This window comes from Alistipes indistinctus YIT 12060 (assembly GCF_025144995.1).
In the GTDB taxonomy this organism is placed as follows: Bacteria; Bacteroidota; Bacteroidia; order Bacteroidales; family Rikenellaceae; genus Alistipes_A; species Alistipes_A indistinctus.
Map to the genome: position 1 here is coordinate 2,389,417 of NZ_CP102250.1, position 23,611 is coordinate 2,413,027.

A 23,611-nucleotide genomic window follows, 5' to 3' on the forward strand; every position below is an offset into this window, starting at 1 on the left:
TTCCGTCCCGCTCGGAGGCGGTACATATACCTGCTCGGTAGACTATACTATATCTCCCGATTCGCTTATGTCGTGGGATCTTGCGCGCTATACTTCCACCTCTTCCCAGGTCGCCTCCCTGACGGGCGGCTGGAACAAACAATTTACAGTCACCTTCAAAGCGAACACGGGCTATACCCCGGTATCGGGCACCGTCACGGTCTACTATCCGGATCCGGCGAACTGGAACAACCAGGTCTGGGGTACGCTTTCATTTACCCAGCCGGCCGCGACGCCCGATTATACGCTTTCGATAGCGCCGTCCAACATCTCGGTCGACCCGTATGGAGGTACGCAGAAACTGAAAGTCTCCTATGTGTACATGCAGGAGGCGGTCAATCTGACCTATCTGGGAGCGACGGGATTGCCTGCCGGGTGTACGCTCTCGGCCGGCACGAACGGGGAGCTGACGCTTCGGTGCGACAAAAATGCGTCGGGCACGGACCGTAACGCGACAGTAACGGTCCGGTACCAAAATCCCCGGGACGCTGCGAAGCCCGTTACGGCAAGTTTCAGAATGTACCAGGCGACCGTTCCCTCATGGATTGCCATTACGCCGGAAAGCGTGACCGTCATGGGGGCGGGAGAGGAAAAATCATTTAATCTCCAGTATGCGGTGGATTCTACCGTTACCTACGAGTGTCTGGGTTACAGCGGGGGACAGGGACAGATCCGATCTTACCGTATCGCCAACAATCAACTGTATGTCGATTTCAAAAAGAACCAAACCAACTCGACTATTTCCGGGAATATTACATTCAATTTCAAAGATCCTGCGAATTCGGCTCTGACGCTTTCCGATGCGGTGTCTTTCTCACAGGCTCCTGCCAGTTATGCGATCAGGTTGTCGGAGAACAGCCTTGCGATGCCCGCGGCAGGCACGACTAAAACTTTAACCGCATCTTATGTCGAACGGGATAACCCCGTCACGCTGACCTATAAAAGCAGTTCCGGACTTCCCCCGTGGTGTACGCTGACCCCCGGGGCCAACGGCTCCCTTTCTCTTGTTTGTCCGGCCAATACAGGCAATGCCGCGCGAAGTGCGACTGTAACGGTTTCGTATAACAATCCGCTGAATGCTTCCCAGCCGGTTACAGCTTCGTTCTCTCTCTCCCAGCAGCCGCTGAGTTATAACATCACCATTCCGGGGAACAGCCTGAGCGTAACAGCCAAAGGGGAAACCAAAACGCTTTCTCTGGCGTATGTCGACCGTACCGGCACGGTGAATCTGACCTACAAAGGCTGTACGGGTTTACCCTCCGGCGCAACGGTAACGGCTAACAGCAACGGCACGTTCTCTGTGGCGTTTCCCGGCAATACGACCTCAGCGGTACGCAGCGGCACTGCAACGGTCTCTTACAACAATCCGCTCAACAGCAGCCAGCCGGTTTCGGCTACGTTTACCTATAGCCAGCAGCCGCTGAGCTATAACATCACCATTCCGGGGAACAGCCTGAGCGTAACAGCCAAAGGGGAAACCAAAACGCTTTCTTTGGCGTATGTCGACCGTACCGGCACGGTGAATCTGACCTACAAAGGCTGTACGGGTTTACCCTCTGGCGCGACGGTAACGGCTAACAGCAACGGCACGTTCTCTGTGGCGTTTCCCGGCAATACGACCTCAGCGGTACGCAGCGGCACTGCAACGGTCTCTTACAACAATCCGCTCAACAGCAGCCAGCCGGTTTCGGCTACGTTTACCTACAGCCAGCAGCCGCTGAGCTATAACATCACTATTCCGGGGAACAGCCTGAGCATGGCGGCCAAAGGCGAGACGAAAACCCTTATCGCAGCTTATACGGAGCGGACGGGCCCCGTGACACTTACTTATAAAAGTTGTACCGGGCTTCCCGCATGGTGTACGCTGACGCCCGGGGCCAACGGGACCCTGTCGGTCGTTTGCCAGTCTAACACGGGGAACGCTGTGCGCAGCGCTTCGGTGACGGTTTCCTATGTCAATCCGCTCAATGCCTCCCAGCCGGTTACAGCTTCGTTCTCGCTTTCGCAGCAACCGCTGAGTTATGCCGTTCATGCTTCGTCCGGTTCATACGCTATTGCAGCCGAAGGCGGTAATGTTTCGGTGTCCGTTGTGTATACGGAGCGTTCCGGGAGTATGGATTTGGAATATCGGGGCTGTACCGGTGTCCCCGATTGGTGTACGTTTACGCACGGCGGCGGAGGCAGGCTGACTTTGGCCGCGACCAGGAACATCACCGGGTATACCCGCTACGCCGATTTGGTCGTCAGCTATGCCAATCCGCTGAACAGCGCCCAACCGGTTACCGCCGCTTTCAGCCTCTCCCAGGAGTCGCTGAGTTCGTGGATCACCCTGACGCCTAAAAGCATTGACGTGGGCGGAGGCGGTGAAACCAAAACGCTGGATATCGGCTATTCGATAGATTCGCTCGTGGGTTTCGAGTGTACCGGCTACAGCGGCGATCAGGGGCAGGTGCAATCTTACTATGTAAGTGACAACAGGCTGACCGTTACATTTAAACGGAATACGGCCAATTCGGCAGTATCGGGTAATATTACGTTTACATTCAAAGATCCGGTTAATGCCGCCAAACGCATTTCCGATGTTGTGGCGTTTTCACAAGCACCGGCCAGTTATGCTGTGAAATTTTCGGAAAACAGTCTGACCGTGCCTGCTGCGGGGAGAACCTCGACCTTGGCGGTTTCTTACGTGGAACGCCCGGGTCCGGTTGCATTGGGTTATCAAAAATGCACGGGCCTTCCCGCGTGGTGTAAATTGACGCCTGGAGCAAACGGTAGCATTGCATTGGAGTTTTCACCCAATGAGGAAGTCTCCGAGCGTTCCGGCACCGTAACCGTGTATTACGATAACCCGTTGAATGCCTTCCAGCCCGTTACGGCTACGGTTTCCTTTACCCAGCCTCCGTTGGGTTACGACATCGTGTTGCCTTTGCAGGAGATTGTCGTAGAGCCCGGAGGCGGGGATGCCGAAGTTGCGGTAAGTTATGCCCACCGGACCGGCCCCGTGAAGATGACGTTTATGTTTGCGTCTTTCCCGGGTGGGGTTTCCTTGCCTCAGCAGTGGTCGGTTACCCCCAAGGAAAACTATAACCTGAATCTGCATATGGATGTCAACAATACATGGGAAAAACGTACGGGCACTATCCAAGTTGCTTATCACAATCCGCTTGATCCCAATTATTCGGTTCAGGGTACTTTCACTTACAGCCAGCAACCGGCGGATTACAGCATTCGTTTCATCTCCCCCGTACAGCTCAATGCCGTGGCGGAAAGCAAAACCTATACGCTCCAGCTCGGCTATACCTCCTTCAGCGGCAGTATAGAGTCCTCGCAGATCATTTATCATAAGACGGAAGGCTTACCCGAAGGCAGTCGCGTCACGGCGGGTCAGCAAGGGCAGTTGCAAGTGACGCTGCCGGGCAATGATTCCGGAGCGGAACGTACCGGTACGATGGTCGTGACCTATGTCGATCCGAACAACAGCGCGCATGCGGTTACCGCTTCCCTGCATTATGTGCAGCCCGCTCTGGATTATTCGTTGCAGATTGATTCGCCTGATTTTGAGATGGCTGCTGCCGGGGGTGATCGAGAGCTTACCGTTTCGTTTTCCAACCAGACGGCCGGTATGCAGCTGGTGTATGCCGGTAGTTCGGGCTTGCCGGAGGGATGTACTCTTTCGGCTGGAGCCGGAGGCGCATTGACGTTGCATGTCGGAGCCAATACCACTTGGGCCCAGCGTCGTTTTACAGGCCGTGTCTCTTATTATACTCCTTATGACCAGACGGTTCAGGTATCGGTTACCTTTACGGTTACGCAGGCGCCGTTGGATTACAGCATTGCCGTGTCGCCGCAGAGTATTACGGTAGCTCCCGGCGGTGAGAGTCAAAACCTGCAGGTAGCCTACACCGCCCAAAGTGGTCCGGTCACCTTGTCTTATAAAGAGTGTACCGGATTGCCGCAGTGGGCTTCCATGACCGCCCATGCTGGCACGCCGGGCCTGCTGACGGTTTCGTTTTCACCCAACGGGACTGGACGTACCCTGAACGGACGTGCGACGATCACATACACCGACGGTACCGATGAGCATGCGGTACAGGCCTATTTCGACTATTTGCAGGAGTCGACGCCGTATATGTTGAGCCTGACGCCCAGTTCTCTCACCGTATCGGCGTCGGGGGGAGAGTATATGATCAGTGCCGAGTTGAATTTGGATACGGCTTACACGTTGACTTACAAAAGGGTTTCGGACCTTCCCCCCGGAGCTGAGGCTCAGGCCGCAGGCTCGCGGGTCAACGTCACTTTCCCGGCCAACAATACCGGCACTACGCTGCAGGGTACTTTCGTCCTTACTTATGCCGATCCGCTGGATGCCGGCAAGGAGCTTACGGGTACCGTTACCTACGTCCAGCCCTCCTACACGATGCCCGCTGCAATACCGGGCACGGTGACCGAGCGCAGTTACCTCAATGCCGACGGCAGTAGTTACAACACTTCGGTCACCTATATGGACGGCCTGGGCCGTCCGGTACAGACTGTCCGGGCGGGCGCTTCTCCTGTGGGCGGCGACCTGATCGGCTTCGTTACGTACGATTGTATGGGCCGCTCCGACTCGGTGAGTTATCTGCCTTACGCTCGCACCTCGTCCGGCAGCGTGAATAGTGATCCTGACCCCTTCGGCTCCCAGCAGGCATTCTATTCCGGTCGATTCGGCGCGGCTGTTTCTCCCTACGCCCAAAGCCGTACGGTATATGCCACGGGCCTGGGGCTAGCGGCCGCCCGGACCGCACCCGGCGAGAATCACCGCCTCGGGGACGGTTATTACACGCGCTACGAGTACAGGCTGAATACCGCTGCCGATGCTATTGTCCGCTATTGTGTCCTGCCCGACGGTTCCCTGCTCTCCCTGGGGACGTTCCCCGCCGGACAGCTCTCCGTCCGCCGTACGGTCAACGCGAAGGACGGTACCGACGCCCAACGCCGCGAAGTGCTCGAGTATACCGATCCGCAAGGGCGTACTCTGGCGAGCGAAGTGCGCGTTTCGGCTACCGACCGTCGGATCACGTATTATGTCTATGACGATTTCGGCCGCCAGCGTTACATCCTTCCTCCGCTGGGCGACACCTTCGACTGTTCGAGTCCGAAAACGGCGCAGGAACTCAACGCGTACTGCTATTACAGCGAGTACGACGAGCACGGTCTCGTAACGCGCAGCCAGAGTCCGGGTGCGGACTACACGCTTTCGGTTTACGACCGCCGGGGGCGCCTTGCGATGAGCCAGAGCGGCACCCAGCGCTTGTCGAACCAGTGGAGTTTCACGAAGTACGACGTTTTCGACCGTCCTGTGCTATCAGGCGTTACCACGGGGGGTACCTACTCTTCTCACAAGGCGGCCCTGGACACCGTTGCGGTTTTCAGTGAACGGCGGGGTTCCTCCGTCCACGGCTATACGAACGACTGCTACCCGTTTGTCTCGGACGCGAACAGCTACCTGAGCGTGACCTATTACGACGATTACGACTGGTTGGCCGCGAATGATCCGCACGCCTTCTCCGAAGCCGATGCTCTCGGCCAGGTGCGCGTTGCTGCGGCGCAGGGGCTTGCCACGGGCAGCCGGGTGAAGGTGCTGGGCTCCGGTACGGACCAGTGGCTGACTACGGCGACCTACTACGACAGGGACTACCGGACGATTCAGTCCGTGTCCGACCTCTATCCGTCGGGTGTGGAGATCACCTCTAACGTATACAGTTTTACGGGTGCGGTTACGCAGGCCAAGGTGAAGCAGCGGGTCGGGGAGACCGAGTACGAGTACAACAAGTGGTTTGCGTACGATAATTTCGGACGTCTGCTCTCTATTCGCCAGCAGATTACCGGCGATGCAGCCAACGGTGCGGTGACGCTCGCCTCGTACACGTACGACGCGCTGGGGAATCCGGCGACGAAGTCGATCCATAACGGCGCCGAAACCGAAACCTACGCTTATGACCTCACGGGACGGGTTACCGGCTCGAGCTCTCCGTCGTTCAGCTACGCGCTCGATTACGAGCAGAGCGACCTTCCGGGTGCGACACCCCGTCTCGACGGCAACATCTCCGCCTTGCGCTGGGGCAGCGGGCAGGCCCCGGACCGGGCTTATGCCTACACCTACGACCCGGTCGGCCAGCTTGCGTCTGCGTCCTACCGGACCGCGTCGTCCGGCGTATGGACGGCTTCGGAGGCCTACGCGGAGCAGAACCTGAGCTACGACCGTCACGGCAACCTGAAAAGCTTGCAGCGTACGGATGCTTCGGGTGCCGTGCTGCACACGCTGTCGGATATGACCTACGACGGCAACCGCCTGCAATCGCTGAAGCTGAACGGCTCCGCAGCCGTGAGCTACGGCTACGACCGGAATGGCAACATGACTTCGGACGGCCGCCGCGGCGTTACGATCGATTACAATCTATTGAATTTTCCGGAGCAAATCGTTGCAGGAAGTCAAAAAGTTACTTACATTTATAGTGCATCGGGCGAAAAACTCGCGACGAACGCGAACGGTTCTTTGACTTATTACCGCAGTGTGATGGTCTACGGCAATGACAATAAATTATTGTACATCCTCACTCCTGAAGGAACCGTAACGCGTAACGAGGGATCCTCCGGTACTACTTACACCTACAATTATTTCAAGCGGGATCAGGTGGGAAGTACGCGGGCTGTCTTATCGGCAGTCGGCACTACCTTGCAAAATGTTCAGTCCACGGACTATTATCCTTTCGGTCTTGCTCACTCGACGAATAACCTGAACAAGAACAAATATTTGTTCAGCGGGAAGGAATTGCAGGACGGCACAGTGAACAATCAAATGCTTGGACTGTACGATTTCGGGATGCGCCAGTACGACGCAATTATCGGCAGGTGGACGACGCTCGACCTCTATGCGCTCAAGTATCCGGGAGTTTCGCCTTACAACTATTGCTTGAACAATCCGATGAACCTGATCGATCCGTTTGGCTTGGAGCCGACCAAGGATTCGATGTCGGATGGAAATGGCGGCTGGATTTATTATTACACTTTGGATGAGGTCACTGTTACGGGAACTACTTCAGGGGGTGATAAACCTAGTCCTGGTTATCAGCCCTATACGCCGACATGGCCTGGTTCCATCCCTACTGGCATGGGTGATGATGGAGGGCCGGGTTATCCCGGACCCGTTGGCGGAGGGGGAGGTGGAAATGGAAACTCGACATCAAAAAAGAAATCATCCAATAAAGTCAAAATTCCATATCGAGCTAAACCTGTAACGACCAACATAACAGTCGTTAATAATAAACAAATGGCATCTATTCTTTTATGGTTGCGTTCCTTTTACAATAATCAGCCATTTTTGGAAAACAGTGCATGGCGATTGAAAAATGGGCAAACTATTATTTTGCCTAATAGTCTAAATACCACACATAGCGCTCAAATCGAAGGTTTGAATTTTCCTTCGATTGGACGAGATGAACGAGGAAATGTTGTGGTTAATTATAGTGGAACTTGGGAACAAGTTGAGGCTTTTATTCATACGCATCCTAGTATGCAGATTTATGGTATTGGAGTGAGTGCTGCAGATATTAATTTAATGAATCAATTGGACGGGATACGATTTGAAACTATTTATAACTCAACAATCTATCAGGTATGGAAAAACGGAGCGTACGACAGTATTGGCCATGTTCAAAAATAATTTTCAACATTTTGACTGTGGTTTTATTAGTGGGATGCTGTAAAAATCAACAAACCCAATATTCATCTCCCAAGATTAATAATGATACCGAGTTATCAGTATTACCTTTGACGTTTGATAATAAAGTGTTACATGAGAATATTTTGGACTATGCTCATCACATGAAATATCAAGATATTGAAAATACTGACTATAAAAATTTAATCAGGTTGACTTTTGCTATGAATGGGGACACCGTTAATTATGCAATATGGCCTATCCGTGAACTTTTTTATTTGCTTGCTAATGAAAATCTATTTGTGGTAAATATAGACAGTATTTATGTAGTTGGCGCATCTTCTCAATCTTTGGGAGTTGGCATGCCACCTGAGAATGTAGTCAAAATTTTAATAAATCAATACCCGCAAATAGGGATTGATTATAAAAAAATCATTGATAAACAAAAACAAGATACCGGAAAGGTGAAATCTATTTTTTTACCACATTCTCTTTATGATGATGAAGAATGGCACTTGCAATTTGTGCATGATTCATTAGTTAGTAAAAGAATTATTAATAAATTTTAATCATACTAACTTATATTGAGGGAAAGTAGGTTAGGTTAATGTAGTTGGGGAAAAGGAATACTATGGAATTTCTTTTCCCCAATTATTTTATCGTTGCAGGAAGTCAAAAAGTTACTTACATTTATAGTGCGTCGGGCGAAAAACTCGCGACGAACGCGAACGGTTCTTTGACTTATTACCGCAGTGTGATGGTCTACGGCAATGACAATAAGTTATTGTACATCCTCACTCCAGAAGGAACCGTAACGCGTAACGAGGGATCCTCCGGCACTATTTACACCTACAATTATTTCAAGCGGGATCAGGTGGGAAGTACGCGGGCTGTCTTATCGGCAGTCGGCACTACCTTGCAAAATGTTCAGTCCACGGACTATTATCCTTTCGGTCTTGCTCACTCGACGAATAACCTGAACAAGAACAAATATTTGTTCAGCGGGAAGGAATTGCAGGACGGCACAGTGAACAATCAAATGCTTGGACTGTACGATTTCGGGATGCGCCAGTACGACGCGATTATCGGCAGGTGGACGACGCTCGACCTCTATGCGCTCAAGTATCCGGGAGTTTCGCCTTACAACTATTGCTTGAACAATCCGATGAACCTGATCGATCCGTTTGGCTTGGAGCCGACCAAGGATTCGATGTCGGATGGAAATGGCGGCTGGATTTATTATTACACTTTGGATGAGGTCACTGTTACGGGAACTACTTCAGGGGGTGATAAACCTAGTCCTGGTTATCAGCCCTATACGCCGACATGGCCTGGTTCCATCCCTACTGGCATGGGTGATGATGGAGGGCCGGGTTATCCCGGACCCGTTGGCGGAGGGGGAGGTGGAAATGGCAATAATAATGGGAAACCGTCGAATTATGTTGAAAAGTCATCCCAGAATCCCAAACGATCCATGAAAGATAAAATTGGGAAAAAGGGATATCGTTTTAACAAACCATTTACATTGACCGATCCGAAGGATGTAGCCGAATTTTTATGGTACAACTCTTTTCAAAATGGTAAGCCGTTCACTGAAAATGCCGCTCTATTGCTTAATAATGGATTATATTGGATATTACCGAATAACAATGCAACACTTCATAACTTTCCATTTACTATTACAGGTAGAGATAGCAAAGCTTATTATAATAATCAAATGGTTGTCGAGGTAATTCATACACATCCAGGTAGTTATACAATAGATAGGCTAAGTGATGGAGATATTCGATTTATGAACCAGTATCCAACGACGATTTTTACAATTATTATTAACTCAACAATTTATGATGTATGGCCAACAGGAAAATATGTGCCAACAGGAGTAGTACGATGATATTACTTCTGATGATAGTCCTTTTTTATAGCTGTCATCCTTATAAATCTGGAAATTTTGTGTTGCTAAATAATGATTCTCTTGCACAACAAATTGTGGATTTTAGTGATCATGCAAATATCTCAAATATAAAAAATCGGAAATTAGTAATGCTTTCGGTCGATTTTGCTAATAGCAATACAGTCCGATACAAAATAACGAGTGTTCCGGATTTATTTTATTTGTTTGCACAGCAGACTTCATTTGTTACTAAATTAAATGATGTTTATGTGATTGTCAGTTTGAGTACATTACCTGATTTTAAATTATCTGAAAATACTTTAATTGAATTGTTGCGAGATGATTTTCCTTGGTTGTACGATGACTACAAAAAAATTAAGAAAGCGCAAATTTCAGACCCCAAGATACAAGTTGCGCCTCACATGCTTGTTGATGATGAATACTGGGAAGTGACGTTTATCAATGATTCATTAGTTTTGAAGGAAAAGTTTTTCTTTGATTAATTGGATTAAAAAGAATAAGCCAGAAAATGTAATTTCATTCTGGCTTATTCTTTTATGATAGTTTTTGATGACTAAAAATCGTTGTAGGAACTCAAAAAATTACTTACATTTATAGTGCGTCGGGCGAAAAACTCGCGACGAACGCGAACGGTTCTTTGACTTATTACCGCAGTGTGATGGTCTACGGCAATGACAATAAATTATTGTACATCCTCACTCCAGAAGGAACCGTAACCCGTAACGAGGGATCTTCCGGCACTACTTACACCTACAATTACTTCAAGCGGGATCAGATTGGAAATACGCCAGTAATGTTTCGGCTCGATGACCTATTTTCGATGAACATCTTTCCGGTTGCCGTTTACGATGATTCTCCTAAAGATAGGCGCTTTGCCGGACCGGTTGAGCCTCGCCCTGTGGACGTAAAACAGGACGTTGGGTGTCGTTCTTTTCATTTTGCACATGGTTTGAGGGGGTAAATATGTTTTAAAGTACGAAAAGTCAACATGTAAAACGCTGCTTTGCAATGCGTTGGTTGTTTATTTGGTGGCGAAAAGCCGATAGGGGAAGTGCCACCGGATAGTACACCGCGAAACCGCATTTTTTCGCGTGATTACATTCAATGTCGCCACTGCAAATTGCGACGACCACCTGCAAATCCTCGGTTTTCTATTTACGCCGCAGGTTGGCTGTTGTTATCGGCTTACAGACGAATCGGCACTGGGTTGGAATTCAATAGTTCGGAGAACGACAATTCATTGGATTTCGACCTGGTTTTTAGCTTTACGCTGTATTGCAGACTGGAGTCGCCCCAGGGAGAAGCGATATTCGCAGAGGGCAAGCATACCGTTTCCGGCTGGAGAAAACTTGCTGCGAAATACAGTATTCCCAAATCAGAACAAGATGTTATGGTAAGGGCGTTCATGTATTGACAATCAACAGGGATTCATTTATTCAGGACCACTCCGCGTACCAAACTCTTTATTTCATCTGCTTCATATGTCCGTTGAGTAATGACAGCCGGCTGAGAGATTGTATAGGTAATTTGTATAATTCTGCTGAGTAGTGTTGTCGGGGAGATATTCAGAATCCGTGCTGTATTTCGAATCCCGACTCCCTCTTTGGTCAATGTCAAGATCTTGTCGTTAATCCCTTTTTAGTAGGCATTGTAACTGTATAATGCCTGTTGTTTTCGATGGCACGATTTGCATATGTAGCGCTGCTTGCCGTTGCTCTGCGTTCCGTCTTTAACGCACATGCCTCCGCAATACTTGCATTCCATTTTTGCAATCTCCTAATTTCAAACACTACCCGTTTCTCCATCTTTGTAAAATCGGTTGTACCGGAATATTGTCGGAATTCGACCGTCCGGTGCCGGGAATAGGCTTCCGGATTCAACTTGTCCTATCGCTCATTTTTGAAAGCTTTCAGAAGCCCGTAGATCGTATTGGCGCTCCTGTCATATTTTCAAATCGAATCTAATTCCATTTTTTATCTATAGAAACGGCATCGTTGTTTACCAGGTTTTTAGCCCGGAAATAACTGCGGTAATTACTGAATCCGGCATGGATAACAATCTCCAGCGAAGATACTTTTTGTTTTTTTTGCACGGCCTCCGACCGTAATCTTTCCACTTCTTTCAGCCGGTAATTATTGATGAAACGGTTGAAATTCACGCCATATTCCCGGTTGATGAATGCCGATATATAAGTCCTGTTGGAAAAAAGGTCCCTGGCCATATCGGTTATTTTGAATTCCGGATTTAGATAAGGTTTCTTATTCTCTAAATACTTCTCGACCCGCTGCCGCCCCAGTTGCGCATAATTTCCCGACGCGGTTATTTCCTTTTCTTTGGCGGTAACAGGTTCGATAATCACATAATTCTCCGAAAGGATATTCAGGCACAGTACGATATGGGTAAAAACCGCCGGCAATATGGTAAATGCCCAGATAAACCCCAATTTATTGAACAGCCCGATGCCCAGTACCAATCCGGCTATCGGCAAGATTTGCAGCACGACCCTGAACAGGATGATAAAGGAGAGCCAATCCAGCGACATCCGGTAAATATCGGCGGAATAATCGGTTACCTGACGTTTATACGACTTTATGCGGAGCAGGCTTAGCCCGGAGTATAAGATGTTCAGCAAAATACAGACGATAAACGTGGTGTCGACGATCGCACTGGTCAGGCTTACTCCGTTGTCGTAAATAGCGCTCCATCGTTGCCGGAACGGGACTATAAAGGCAATCATACAAATCGTTACGGTTAAACACAGCGGAAGGACGAAATGGTATGCCGGGAAACGTTCCCGTTCGCCTGTTCCTGTAATAATATAGGTGATCAGGTACAGGAATACGGGAATAAAACTGAACGAGGAAAAGGAAACAGGCAGGTATGCTATGAAAGCGTCGCGGTCGACGGAATGCATAACCTGTCCGCTCCAGTACAGCATCATCAGACAGTATACCGTGATTATGCTGTAATGTATCTTCCGGTTGACCGTATTGGAAGAGCGGGTTGTGTCGAGCGAAATCATGATCAGGCTGACCGCAGCGCTTACCACGGGTATTGAGAAAACTATTGCACGTCCGATATCTTGATTCATGCCTTCTTTTTTATTTGTGGCCCCTTGTGAGACTGTTCTTTATAGGTATTTTCTAATTGAATCGCACGCTGGAAATGTCTGGAGTCCTTAAACCCAGCCATAACCATTACCTGATACGGATTTTTACGTTCGTTCGAAGGACGCTTGATCAGAGTCTGGTACTCCCTGATCCGCCATAGGTTCAGGTAACGCTTGAAATTCATGCTGTAAGTTTGATTGATAAAATTAGACATGACAGTACGGTTCACACCCATCGTCTCGGCCAAGTCTGTCAGTTTGAAATCAGGATTGAGATATGGTTTTTGTCGAGAAAAATAGTTTTCGAACGCCCTCCTGTTCAACTGCCCACGCGTGTTGTCCGGCGCATGACGCTGTTTGGCGGTCAAGCTGTTGTTCCCGGCTTTCTTTTCGTTGTCCGGAAACAAATAGGAGGTTTTGTAGGAGAGATATTGTCTGCGGATAACCTGGTAGGTAAGCAATATTTCCTGAGCCATAATGCATAACGCGTTCAGCCAGATAAGCCATTGGCTTGCGCCGACCAACGAAGGTAAAAACGCGATCAGCAATATAGCGATGGAAAGCATGAAGAACACGATGAGCCAACGCGATGATTTTATACTGAGATATTTCCGATCCGTGTCGGCCTTTTGACGTACCGTCTGTTTATAATACCGCGACAACAATAGGCCGGTCGGAACGATATAGGCTACCGCTGTGATAAACCGCAGTAAAAGGCCGGATATGAAAAGCTCCGTATATCGCTCGAGCGGCGACAACCCGGTAAAAATTCCTTCTTTGGGAGGCGATATCCAAGTTGTCGCTATCAGGATGATTACCAACGTGGGTACCGGCCAAAGGTAATTCAGTACGGGAAAGTTTCTTTTGTCCCCTAAATAGGTCAGGTAATAAACGATGTTGTAAAACAATATGGGAATATAGATATACGACAGGGCAAAAGGAATATCGACCGGGAGGAATACCGGATCGTCAGCGCGCGCGTGCCATAAAAAGGATGACCACCATACGGCTATCAGGATACAATAAATGCTCACGACCCGCCTTAATTTTCTTTCGGCAAGATTGCGATAATTCCATATCAAGAAAAAGGTAAAGACCGAACATATGGCCGAGCAAATGATCGGTAAAATATAGGTCATCAAGTTGCTGTATGTGGCAAATACTCCCATGTCAATCGAATTCAAATTATTCTTCTCGAGAGCGTATGTATGCAGGCTTTGCCCGGTGCGCTAAACTTGCGTAGGTAGACAGTCATAGACTCTCTGACATTTATAATATACAAAGATAACGCCCCTCCTCCGACAATCACGATGTTCAGCCGTGGACTCACTGGCATTATGGCATACAAATATAGTCCCGTTTACTGTATTTATCTGTATTACAGTTGATGATAATGGTTTCGTACACTTCAAAAATGAGTCCAGCTTTGATGTTTTGACATACTCGTTACAAAATTGCAGTTTGAGTAGATTGGTCATTACGATTTTGCGGATATGATTTATACGTTTTGGCATTATGCGATAACAAAGACGCCGTTTCTTTGTGCAGGGCAGAAAATAAAAGACAGCCCGGGTACCGCAGCTGACTTCTTGAAATTGTCTCGGTCAGGACAGACTGTAAAATTTGCAACGTAATAATTGACTATAGCTATAAAGTATGAACAATGGAATTATAAAACGGATGTGCGTTCTGCTGGCAATTGCCTTCGCCGGCATGACGCAGGGTGTCCAAGCCCAGAGCGTGGCTGTCAAGAGTAATGTTCTGGCGGATGCTTTCCTGAATCCGAATTTGGGAATAGAGGTCGGACTTGCACCCAAGTGGACTTTGGACGTTACGGGACAGTTCAACGCGTGGATGCTCTCGCACGATCGGCACTGGAAACACTGGGTTGTTCAACCCGAAGCCAGATACTGGTTCTGCGACCGCTTCTCAGGTCACTTCGTGGGTGCTCACGTTCACGGCGGACAGTATAACATCGGAGGTTTCGACGGGAAAATCAATTTCCTCGGTACGGATACCCGCAAACTGAAGGATACCCGTTACCAGGGCTGGTTCGTCGGCGCAGGCATCGCTTATGGTTATGCGTGGATACTGGGGCAGCATTGGAACCTGGAGGCGGAAATCGGCTTCGGCTATTCCTATACACGCTATGACCGCTTCCAGTGTGCCGGGTGCGGCAGGAGGATCGAAACGGACAAGCCGCACCACTACGTGGGGCCGACCAAAGCGGCAATCAACCTTGTTTATGTGTTTTAATCGTGTGCAAGATGAAAAAGAGATTATATATCCTATCAGCCCTTCTGGGCATGGTTGCGGCAGCGGAAGCGCAGACCGCAACCGACCTGCGGAAACAGGACATCGTGGACGGTGTTTCCGTGGAGAATCTCAGCATGGAACGGAACGGCGGATACATCGCCATAGACATGCTTTGGGACTTGTTAGGGCTGGACGTGGACGCTAATCGTGCCGTGCTTCTTACGCCATGGTTAGTCAATGGCAACGACTCGCTCGGCCTGCAATCGGTAGGGGTTTACGGCAGGCGACGCTATTACTTCTATGTGCGCAACGGCGAGAGCATGCTGTCGGGCAAGGATGAAACGAGCTATAAGGCTTCGGAGAAGCCCGATGCCATCGAATACCGCAACCTGGTGCCATATGCCGAATGGATGAACGGTTCCGTGCTGTCGCTTCATCGCAGCGACTACGGGTGTTGCAATACTTTGTTGGCGGAGCAGAATGGTCTGCTCGGACAATACACCGAGGCGTTTTTTCCCGAACTGGTATATGTGCATCCGCAAGGGCAGATCGAAAAAAGGGATTCGCTCGAAGGCTCGGCGTTCATCGACTTTCCGGTGGACCAAACGGTGATTTATCCGGGCTATCGGCGCAACACTGCCGAACTTGGGAAAATACAGTCGTCGATCGACTCCGTGCGAAGCGACACGGATATAACCATCACCTCGGTATGGCTGAAAGGTTACGCTTCGCCCGAAAGTCCTTATGTGCATAACCAAGAGTTGGCCATCGGGCGTACCGCCGCATTGAAGAAACACATACAGCAACTCTACCGGTTTGAAGGCGATGTCATAACGACCGACTACGAACCGGAGGATTGGGCGGGATTGCGCCGCTACGTGGAACGGTCGAACCTCGGGCATCGCGAGGAAATCATCGCTCTGATAGACGGCGATTTGGAACCGGATGCCAGAGAGTGGAAAATAAAAAGTACCTATCCGGAGGAATACCGCTTCCTGTTACAGAACTGTTATCCGGCGTTGCGCCGCACCGACTACCGCATAGCCTACACCATCCGCAATTACAGCGACGTGGAGGAGATAAAACGAATCATGCGTGAGCGGCCGCAAAAGCTGAGCCTGAACGAGTTCTACCTCGTTGCACAGGAGTATGAACCCGGTACGGACGAGTTCGCCGAAGTATTCGAGACCGCAGTACGCATGTTCCCGGACGACACCGTCGCCAACCTGAACGCTGCCAACGCCGCCATGCGCCGCGGCGACCTCACAGGTGCGGAGCGTTACCTGGCCAAGACGGGCGATTCGCCCGAGGCCGTTTATGCCCGAGGCGCACTGGCCATCCGGCAAAAGGATTACGACGGTGCCCGACGCTACCTGAACGAGGCGAAATCGCTCGGATTGGAGCAGGCCGCCATCACGCTCGAACAACTTGGGAAAAACGACATTAACGAATATAAATATCATTAATCAAATTAATTATACACGTTTATGAAGATGAATAAATTATTAGGCCTGCTCGTGTGTACCGCATTGTGTGCATGCTCGAACGACGAATCGGGAATCATTCCGAATGATACTCCGAATGTTTTCACCGGAGACAAAGCGTATATCAAGGTCCGCCTCGCTGATGCAGGTACCCTTACCAGGGCGCAAGAAGGTGATTTTGAGTACGGAACAAACGAACAGTCCATAAAAAATGCCAGCTTTTACTTCTATGACGCAGACGGTGTATTCGTGACACAGGGTGATGTTTGGACGGATGGCAGCGCCTCGACGACAACCCCTGCCGGAAACATCGAATTTGCGAGCAACAATATTGTTGTGTTGAAAGGGTTGGACAAGAAGAGCTATCCTAGGTATATGGTAACAGTGCTCAACAAACCGACCGGCTTCGTGCATGGAAAAACGCTCGATGAAATGCAAACGGTGCTTGCGGACAATAATGCGGAAGGCATTTACTATCCGGCAACAACCAATAACGTCACGACCAATTACTTTACCATGAGTACCACAAGCTACACCGAAACCAATCGGGAAAAGCATTTCGTAACGGAAGTCAATGAGGGAAACATCTCTCTTGAACCGATGACGGATGCGAGTGCCATTGCTAATACGGTGACCGTATATGTGGAGCGTTTGGCTGCCAAAGTAACTCTGAAAGTGTCCGATAACCTTCCCAAAGATGCAAACGGGCGTTATCCGATAAAAGTCACCGTGGCAGGCGAAAACAACTCAGCCGGAAGCGGCGATATCGCTTCGGAAGACCTCTACGTGGAACTGCTCGGATGGAAATTGAATGCTACGGCAAAGAAGTCGTTCATGGTCAAGAATATAGATGCAGCTTGGATGGATAATGACTTGGGCTTTACCTGGAACCGACCGACCGACCGCCGCAGCCATTGGGGCAAGTCGTTCAATTACGGCTTTTCCGGCTATCCTGAAAATGCAGCGGGAGTTCCCGCCAATTCCGAATATCTGAACTATGTCGATCTGGAAAACGGCTTAACAGCATTGGAAAATCCTGCCTATTGCGCTGAGAACACCAATACAAACACCATCGTTACCGCCAACTTCCCTACGGGCGTTACGAGCATCCTGCTCAAAGCCAAGGTTTGCGATGCAAACGGCAATGCGCTCGACCTCGTGCGTTACAACGGCCTGCTTTTCAAACAAGACTCCTTCCTCGAATACGTGCTCAACGTATTGCAGACGAGAAACCAGTTGGACGTGTGGTATGCAAACGGCACGGATGAGGAAGGGAATGCGAGATATACCCAGATCGGCAAAGAGTATGTGAAGTTGGAGCATGTGGGCGACGGAAAAGTAAAAGTGGTATTTACGAATGAGCATGGAACTTCATTGTATGCAGAGGACGGCTCCAACTGCTCGGATCAAACCATCACCGCTCTCAACGATGATTTGGCCTCCGCTTCCGCGGACGCCATCGCGTACAACGGCGGATTGATGTACTACAACATTCCTGTCGAACACCTCAATAATGGCGATGTCGCGGAAAACGGAACGATTCCGGAAGCCAAATACGGCGTGGTGCGCAATCACCATTACGTAGTCACCATTGACAAATTGGAAAAGATAGGCAGGGGAATCTTTGACGGAAACGAAAAAATCGTTCCCGGTGACGATCCGGACGCTTATTACGTAGGCGCGAAAATCAACATCCTCTCCTGGAAAATTGTCAGCCAGAATGTGGAACTTTAATGTTTCTTGAAGCAATCTTATTTTATAAACAACCATTCCATGAGGGGGGCCTCATGGAATGGTTTTAGAAAAGCGCTTCCGCTCCGGCGCAAAGCGAGGACGAAACCGGAAAGGGCGCGTCTGCCATTGCTCTCCGGAAATGAAAATTTCCTGCTGCATTTTCCGCGGCATATATAGAATAAAACAATATAAGTCAAATGGATATACGGCCTTACATAAAAAAAGCAAGCGGAAAGTTGCTGGCGGCCATCGCTGGAGCTTTGATGCTATATGCCTGTGACGGCTTAATCTATGACGGTGAAGGCGACTGCTCGGTGAGCTACCGTGTGAAGTTCCGTTACGATTACAACATGAAGTTTGCCGATGCTTTTGCCCATGAGGTGGACGTAGTGACACTTTACCTGCTTGATGCCGACGGCAGGGTGGTCTGGCAACGTACGGAACAGGGAGAAGCCCTTGCGGCCGATGGCTATGCCATGACTGTAGATGTAGAACCGGGTGAATACGGCCTGCTTGCTTGGTGCGGTACTACCGACAAAGGCTCTTTCTCGATACCCGCAACAACCGTCGGCAAACAATTGACCTGCACGCTTGACAGGCAACACGATGCCGGGAATAAGGCATTCGTCACCGAAGATCTCGACCGCTTGTTCCACGGATGGCTGCCTGAACAGACGTTCGGTAAAACCGAAGGTACGTACACTTATACCGTACCGTTGGTGAAGAACACCAATAACGTGCGAGTGGTGTTGCAACACATCTCGGGAGAGGCTGTGGACAAAGACAGGTTCGTTTTCACCATCACCGGCACTAACGGAAGCATGGATTGGGACAACACGCTGCTGCCCGACGAGCCGGTGACTTTTTACGCATGGCATACCGATGCCGGGGAAGCGGGTATGGACCCCGGGATCGAGGCAATGCCGATCGTATCTCGCGCCGTCTTCAGCGCGGCCATAGCCGAACTGACCGTGCCGCGCCTTGTGAAAGGTCAGGAGCTGCGGCTTACCGTAACCGACAAGGAAACGGGAAGAACGGTGTTCTCCATTCCCCTTATCGACTATGCTTTGCTGGTGAAAGGTTTCTATAACCGGGATATGGACGATCAGGAGTATCTCGACAGGCAGGATGTGTACGACATGGTGTTCTTCCTCGACGAAAGCGACCGTTGGCTAGATGCCTATATTTACGTCAACTCTTGGAAAGTGGTGCTGCACAACAGCGCATTGTAATAGGAGGAATGCAAATGAAGAATGTGGTACGACATATCGTCACGGGAACTATGATGCTCCTTGTGTTGTGGTGTACCTCGTGCAGCCATGACACGGAGACCTTCGGCATATCCGATCCAGAAACAGCTCTCAGCATCGGTCTCAGAGTGCCTGCAAAAAGCCCGAAGACCGGTGAAGGCTATGCGATCGGCGAAACCTATGAAAACTACATAGACGTAGAAAACAACAACTACAGGATATATTTCTTCACCTCGGACAATAAGTTCATCGCCCGTTTTGAGCCGGAAGGTTTCGTGGTGACGGAAGGAAGCGATTACAGGGATTACGGTGTGCTCGGCAAGGCACCCGCCGCTTTGGCCGATCACAAAAACTTCAAGATGGTCGTGCTCGCCAACTGGACGCAATATGGCGACGATGCGATGAAGGCAGGAGAAACGTTGCTCGCGGATATCTGCAATGCCGGATGGGGGCAGTTCGATCGTTTTTCCTCTTTCGAGTTGGGACCGGAACGACTGATTCCTTTCTACGGTGTCCATGAATACAATAACATAGAGTTGAAGCCCGGAGTGGCCACATGGCTGCCCGAGCCCGTTACCCTGTTGCGGGCCGTGGCCAAGGTGGAGGTGGTACTCGAGACGGACGGCCATTTCGACTTGTCGTTCAGCGAGGTGAAGATTCGTCGCTATAATAAAGCGGGGTATTGTGCCCCGAAAGACGTTTTCTCACAGAACGACTACGACCACGGCGGCGAGTGGAACAGCGATTACGTCAGCGGCTTGCACCTGGTGGGAAACGGCAACGACACGGAGGAGAAAACACAAGATTTCCGTTTCGTAAGCCGATGGACGGGGACCGACGGAAACAAATACGAGAAATGGATCGCTTACCTGCCCGAATACCGGAACATCGACGCAGGCGACCAATATTCGAGCATTGAAATGAGGCTCGATGCACAGACCGGAGAGGATGAACCGCATACCATCCATTTCGCCAATTACGACGAGAGCGGAAAGACGGATAATAACGACAACGCCAGGCGTTTCGACATCTCCCGCAACAACCTCTACCGTTTCACCGTCACCGTCCGAGACCACAGGCTCGCGGTGAACGTGCAGGAATGGAAATATGCTTATGACAACGAATACACTTTTGACTGATATGAAACGTTACACCTTATTCACGCTTCTATGGGCGGCCCTCGCCATGGGTGGCTGCACGAAAGATCTGACTCCGGAGGCAAATGGAACGAATAACGCCATCCTCGATGAGGGCGAACTGACGGAAGCCGTATTGAATTTGTCCGTCAATACATTTGCCGTTGAAGCACAGGCAAAGACACGGGCGTCTATACCGAGCAGCACACCTGAAATGGAGACTGCTCAGGAAAAAGAGGTGCACAACATCTGGGTATTCCAGTACGATGCGGCTACGAAAGAACTGCTGATAAAGCCGCGTTACTATACCATCACCGACCAGGCCATGTTGCAAGAGCTACCCGTATACCTGAAAGCCGGAGTGCCGTCCCTCGTATATGCCGTAACCAACACGGGCTATGATAATTGGGCCAATGACGGTACGGACGCTTCATGGCAAAAGTTTAAGGATTTGGAACAATTGAAGAAGCAGACCTTGCCGACCGCTTTCCCGTTACGGTCGATAGACAAGGTGTCGATACCTATGGCCGGAGCGAGCGGGCAGGTGGAGGTAACGACAGGCATTACGGTCACGGTACCGGTTACACGTATGTATGCCAAACTCAAAGTAAAGGTGGAGATGCTGAACGCAGAGATGGAACTGAACAACGTCAACGTAAGGCAAATTCCGAATATTTGCCGGGTAGAGACATTGGCTGGTGATGGAAACGGAGAGCCGATGAATGCGGTTCCGTTTCCTGGTGGAACGACATTCAGTTCCATAGCTTTTGCCGCTTCGGATTTGGAAAAGAGCGAAGATAAAGAATGGGCTGTTTTCTATGTTCCCGAAAACCTGCAAGGGGAAACAGAAATTCAGGGCGGGAACAAGTCTGATGTGGCTCCCTCCAATGCGCTTGTGGTGGATGTAACCACCGAAATAGGTGGTGAAAAATATCTCTATGTAGCTTATCCTGGAGGAAACTCACTCAATAATTTTAATATACAGCGTAACCAAGTTTACCGCATGACGTTGACTGTCACAGGAGAGAAAGGCCAAAACAATCCATCGTCCAACTGTTTTGTCGTGAAACCGGACGGGTTCCTCTCTTTTGAGCCCTATTACCGTGTAGAGACAGGGGGCGGATATAATTTTGCAGACTATTTGAATCCTCATGACGGGAATCTGAAAATAGCCCGTGTCGGCATTATCTGGCAAACCAAAGACTGCATCGGCGATAATACGAACGGAACGCTGGTACAGCTCGGGGAGAACACGGGCGACATTCATCAGAAAATTTATGTTAAAACGCAAAAGAAAGGGAATGCCTTGATCGGTGCCTACAACAGCAAGGGAGATATTATATGGTCTTGGCACATCTGGGTTACAGACCATGAGCCGGACAATCTCGGCAGAGCCGTTACTTATTATACATACGACTGGGACCAGAACGGCATATATCCCGAGAAGCCGCGCATTCAGGGCTATGCCGTCATGTCATGCAACCTCGGTGCATTGGCCGAGAATCAGCAAGGTATAGGAAGTGGTCTCCATCGGTATCCGGATGAAATGACGCAGGCTTTCGGCATGTTGTATCAATGGGGACGAAAAGACCCGTTCCCTCCTTTACGCAACATTGCAAACGAACATCAGGACTATAACGACGAACATACGGACCTGCATTATGACAACTCCAACCAGGCTGAAGTTCATAAGACATCCGCGACCGATGAAAACAAGCTGTTCCATTCGGTGATTGGAAGCGCCCTGACCGGAGCTGTCAGACACGCCATCGCCAATCCCACGGTTTTTATCTGTGGAACGAACGAAGCCAACCGAAATGAAAGTTATGTACAAACAAAAAGTAACTATTTCAATAATGGAGACTGGTGTCCCGTAGGAGAAAGCGACAACAAACTTTGGGGAGGACTGGAACCGGCCTCCGAGGGAATGAAGGCCTACACGATTAACCAGAACAACAATGTCCATTTATACGATAATTACGGAACGGAAAAATCCATTTTCGATCCCTGTCCCACGGGCTGGAGGGTTGCCTCGGGTGAATTGTGGCTCGAATTTACGAATACGGGGCTCAATCCGGGAAGCATGAGTGACATCAATTATGACGACAAGTTTCCGAACGGATATGGAATGAATATGTATATGCAGCAATGGAAAGAGGGGCCGACGTCTTATTTCCCGATGCAGGGAACGCGTGTGGGCGATGGAGGGGGTATTCGTACGAGCAGTTGTGGGAACTACCACAATGCGACCACGGACACGGACAACCGAGTGAACATTTTGCATATCCATATGAATCAAGGCCTGTTCCATATATTCGAATACCAATTCTATTTTTATTATGTAAAGTCGGTGGCGGGACCGGTCCGGTGCGTGCGCGATTCGAAATGAAACCGTGTACTATCCTTCATAGTATTTGGCAGGAAGGGTACTTTTTTGTGCCTGTGCCTCAAGAGGCAGGCAAATATTGATGACGGCAATTCTTACGGTGGAAGATTCATGCACTGATTCTGTAATGCCGAAAAAGTTGCCGTTGCCTGAAATGCCGCTATTTTGCCCACACCGAAAAATAGGGGTCGTACCTATTGAGTCGCTTGGGGAACGAAATGGATTTTCGTGACACGGTGTGCAGTCGTAAACACGCCTTTATAAGTGCAAAATTATTACTTGTAGGTCGTTCTTGGATATACAAAACACCGGTAGCCAGCGATCAATAATTCGATGTATTTCTTTTCGATGCAGTCTCTTCCGCTTCTCGAGAACTCGGGTGTATTTGCGTTCAGAGTAGACCTTGAGCCTTGTAAATCTGCATGTTGGAAGCTGCCTGAAATCCTCTTGATGTTCAAGCGAAGTAACGGGATAGTAACGTGACTTTGGTTTTAATTGGCTTTTTGAGGGTTGCACCTGGCTTTGCTTTTTTGTTTAGTTATCACCTACGCCGGTTATATACACTCCTCTTTTAGTCTTCTGCTCTCAATTTCCTTTTTTCTT

Annotated in this window: 13 protein-coding genes and 1 pseudogene; 10 read left to right on the forward strand and 4 right to left on the reverse strand. The window is 49.6% G+C overall.

The window, feature by feature from the left end; all coding sequences use genetic code 11:
* Positions 1-67 precede the first annotated feature (67 nt).
* From NQ495_RS09880 to NQ495_RS09895, 4 genes are all read left to right on the forward strand, one after another.
* Complete coding sequence (locus NQ495_RS09880) at positions 68-7,741, forward strand: BACON domain-containing protein (RefSeq protein ID WP_259801184.1); 7,674 nt, start codon at positions 68-70, stop codon at positions 7,739-7,741.
* Between the two features lie 17 nt (positions 7,742-7,758).
* A complete protein-coding gene (locus NQ495_RS09885; RefSeq protein WP_147513012.1) occupies positions 7,759-8,307 on the forward strand; it encodes a hypothetical protein in 549 nt (182 codons plus the stop codon).
* Positions 8,308-8,369: 62 nt separating this feature from the next.
* Complete coding sequence (locus tag NQ495_RS09890) at positions 8,370-9,632, forward strand: RHS repeat-associated core domain-containing protein (protein ID WP_009133090.1); 1,263 nt, start codon at positions 8,370-8,372, stop codon at positions 9,630-9,632.
* Positions 9,629-10,135 carry a hypothetical protein gene (locus NQ495_RS09895; protein ID WP_040294118.1) on the forward strand — a complete coding sequence of 169 codons (507 nt, stop codon included), beginning with the start codon at positions 9,629-9,631 and terminating at the stop codon, positions 10,133-10,135. Before NQ495_RS09890 ends, NQ495_RS09895 begins: the two co-directional genes overlap by 4 nt.
* A 1,156-nt stretch (positions 10,136-11,291) precedes the next feature.
* Here NQ495_RS09895 and NQ495_RS11875 read toward each other — a convergent pair.
* The 4 genes and pseudogenes from NQ495_RS11875 to NQ495_RS09910 form a co-directional block, all read right to left on the reverse strand.
* The gene (locus tag NQ495_RS11875; RefSeq protein WP_418209094.1) at positions 11,292-11,417 is read right to left on the reverse strand and encodes a transposase-like zinc-binding domain-containing protein; all 126 of its coding nucleotides are present in this window, start codon (positions 11,415-11,417) and stop codon (positions 11,292-11,294) included.
* A gap of 20 nt (positions 11,418-11,437) precedes the next feature.
* Positions 11,438-11,536 (reverse strand): annotated as a pseudogene (locus NQ495_RS11880) (amidoligase family protein); the annotation flags it as partial.
* Between the two features lie 77 nt (positions 11,537-11,613).
* Positions 11,614-12,744: a helix-turn-helix domain-containing protein gene (locus tag NQ495_RS09905; RefSeq protein ID WP_009133092.1), complete on the reverse strand. Its 1,131-nt coding sequence runs from the start codon at positions 12,742-12,744 to the stop codon at positions 11,614-11,616.
* Positions 12,741-13,931 (reverse strand): helix-turn-helix domain-containing protein, encoded by a 1,191-nt coding sequence (locus NQ495_RS09910; RefSeq protein WP_009133093.1) that lies wholly within the window; start codon positions 13,929-13,931, stop codon positions 12,741-12,743. The genes NQ495_RS09905 and NQ495_RS09910 overlap by 4 nt, the downstream gene beginning before the upstream one ends.
* Before the next feature lie 511 nt (positions 13,932-14,442).
* Here NQ495_RS09910 and NQ495_RS09915 point away from each other — a divergent pair.
* From NQ495_RS09915 to NQ495_RS09940, 6 genes are all read left to right on the forward strand, one after another.
* Complete coding sequence (locus NQ495_RS09915; RefSeq protein WP_009133094.1) at positions 14,443-15,018, forward strand: DUF3575 domain-containing protein; 576 nt, start codon at positions 14,443-14,445, stop codon at positions 15,016-15,018.
* Positions 15,019-15,029: 11 nt separating this feature from the next.
* Positions 15,030-16,484 carry a DUF3868 domain-containing protein gene (locus NQ495_RS09920; protein WP_187118311.1) on the forward strand — a complete coding sequence of 485 codons (1,455 nt, stop codon included), beginning with the start codon at positions 15,030-15,032 and terminating at the stop codon, positions 16,482-16,484.
* Between the two features lie 21 nt (positions 16,485-16,505).
* Entirely contained in the window at positions 16,506-18,236 is a 1,731-nt protein-coding gene (locus tag NQ495_RS09925) for an Mfa1 family fimbria major subunit (RefSeq protein WP_009133096.1), read from the forward strand.
* Between the two features lie 197 nt (positions 18,237-18,433).
* The gene (locus NQ495_RS09930) at positions 18,434-19,468 is read left to right on the forward strand and encodes a FimB/Mfa2 family fimbrial subunit (RefSeq protein ID WP_009133097.1); all 1,035 of its coding nucleotides are present in this window, start codon (positions 18,434-18,436) and stop codon (positions 19,466-19,468) included.
* Positions 19,469-19,482: 14 nt separating this feature from the next.
* Entirely contained in the window at positions 19,483-20,625 is a 1,143-nt protein-coding gene (locus NQ495_RS09935) for a hypothetical protein (RefSeq protein ID WP_040294122.1), read from the forward strand.
* A 1-nt stretch (position 20,626) separates the two neighbouring features.
* Complete coding sequence (locus tag NQ495_RS09940) at positions 20,627-23,011, forward strand: DUF4906 domain-containing protein (RefSeq protein WP_009133099.1); 2,385 nt, start codon at positions 20,627-20,629, stop codon at positions 23,009-23,011.
* Positions 23,012-23,611: the final 600 nt, after the last annotated feature.

Excerpts from the sequence above, each read along its gene's own strand:
- NQ495_RS09880 (WP_259801184.1), top strand. The coding sequence starts at position 68 with ATGTCGTGGGATCTTGCGCGCTATACTTCCACCTCTTCCCAGGTCGCC.
- NQ495_RS09890 (WP_009133090.1), top strand. The coding sequence starts at position 8,370 with ATGGAATTTCTTTTCCCCAATTATTTTATCGTTGCAGGAAGTCAAAAA.
- NQ495_RS09895 (WP_040294118.1), top strand. The coding sequence starts at position 9,629 with ATGATATTACTTCTGATGATAGTCCTTTTTTATAGCTGTCATCCTTAT.
- NQ495_RS11875 (WP_418209094.1), bottom strand. The coding sequence starts at position 11,417 with ATGGAATGCAAGTATTGCGGAGGCATGTGCGTTAAAGACGGAACGCAG.
- NQ495_RS09905 (WP_009133092.1), bottom strand. The coding sequence starts at position 12,744 with ATGAATCAAGATATCGGACGTGCAATAGTTTTCTCAATACCCGTGGTA.
- NQ495_RS09910 (WP_009133093.1), bottom strand. The coding sequence starts at position 13,931 with ATGGGAGTATTTGCCACATACAGCAACTTGATGACCTATATTTTACCG.
- NQ495_RS09915 (WP_009133094.1), top strand. The coding sequence starts at position 14,443 with ATGTGCGTTCTGCTGGCAATTGCCTTCGCCGGCATGACGCAGGGTGTC.
- NQ495_RS09920 (WP_187118311.1), top strand. The coding sequence starts at position 15,030 with ATGAAAAAGAGATTATATATCCTATCAGCCCTTCTGGGCATGGTTGCG.
- NQ495_RS09925 (WP_009133096.1), top strand. The coding sequence starts at position 16,506 with ATGAAGATGAATAAATTATTAGGCCTGCTCGTGTGTACCGCATTGTGT.
- NQ495_RS09930 (WP_009133097.1), top strand. The coding sequence starts at position 18,434 with ATGGATATACGGCCTTACATAAAAAAAGCAAGCGGAAAGTTGCTGGCG.
- NQ495_RS09935 (WP_040294122.1), top strand. The coding sequence starts at position 19,483 with ATGAAGAATGTGGTACGACATATCGTCACGGGAACTATGATGCTCCTT.
- NQ495_RS09940 (WP_009133099.1), top strand. The coding sequence starts at position 20,627 with ATGAAACGTTACACCTTATTCACGCTTCTATGGGCGGCCCTCGCCATG.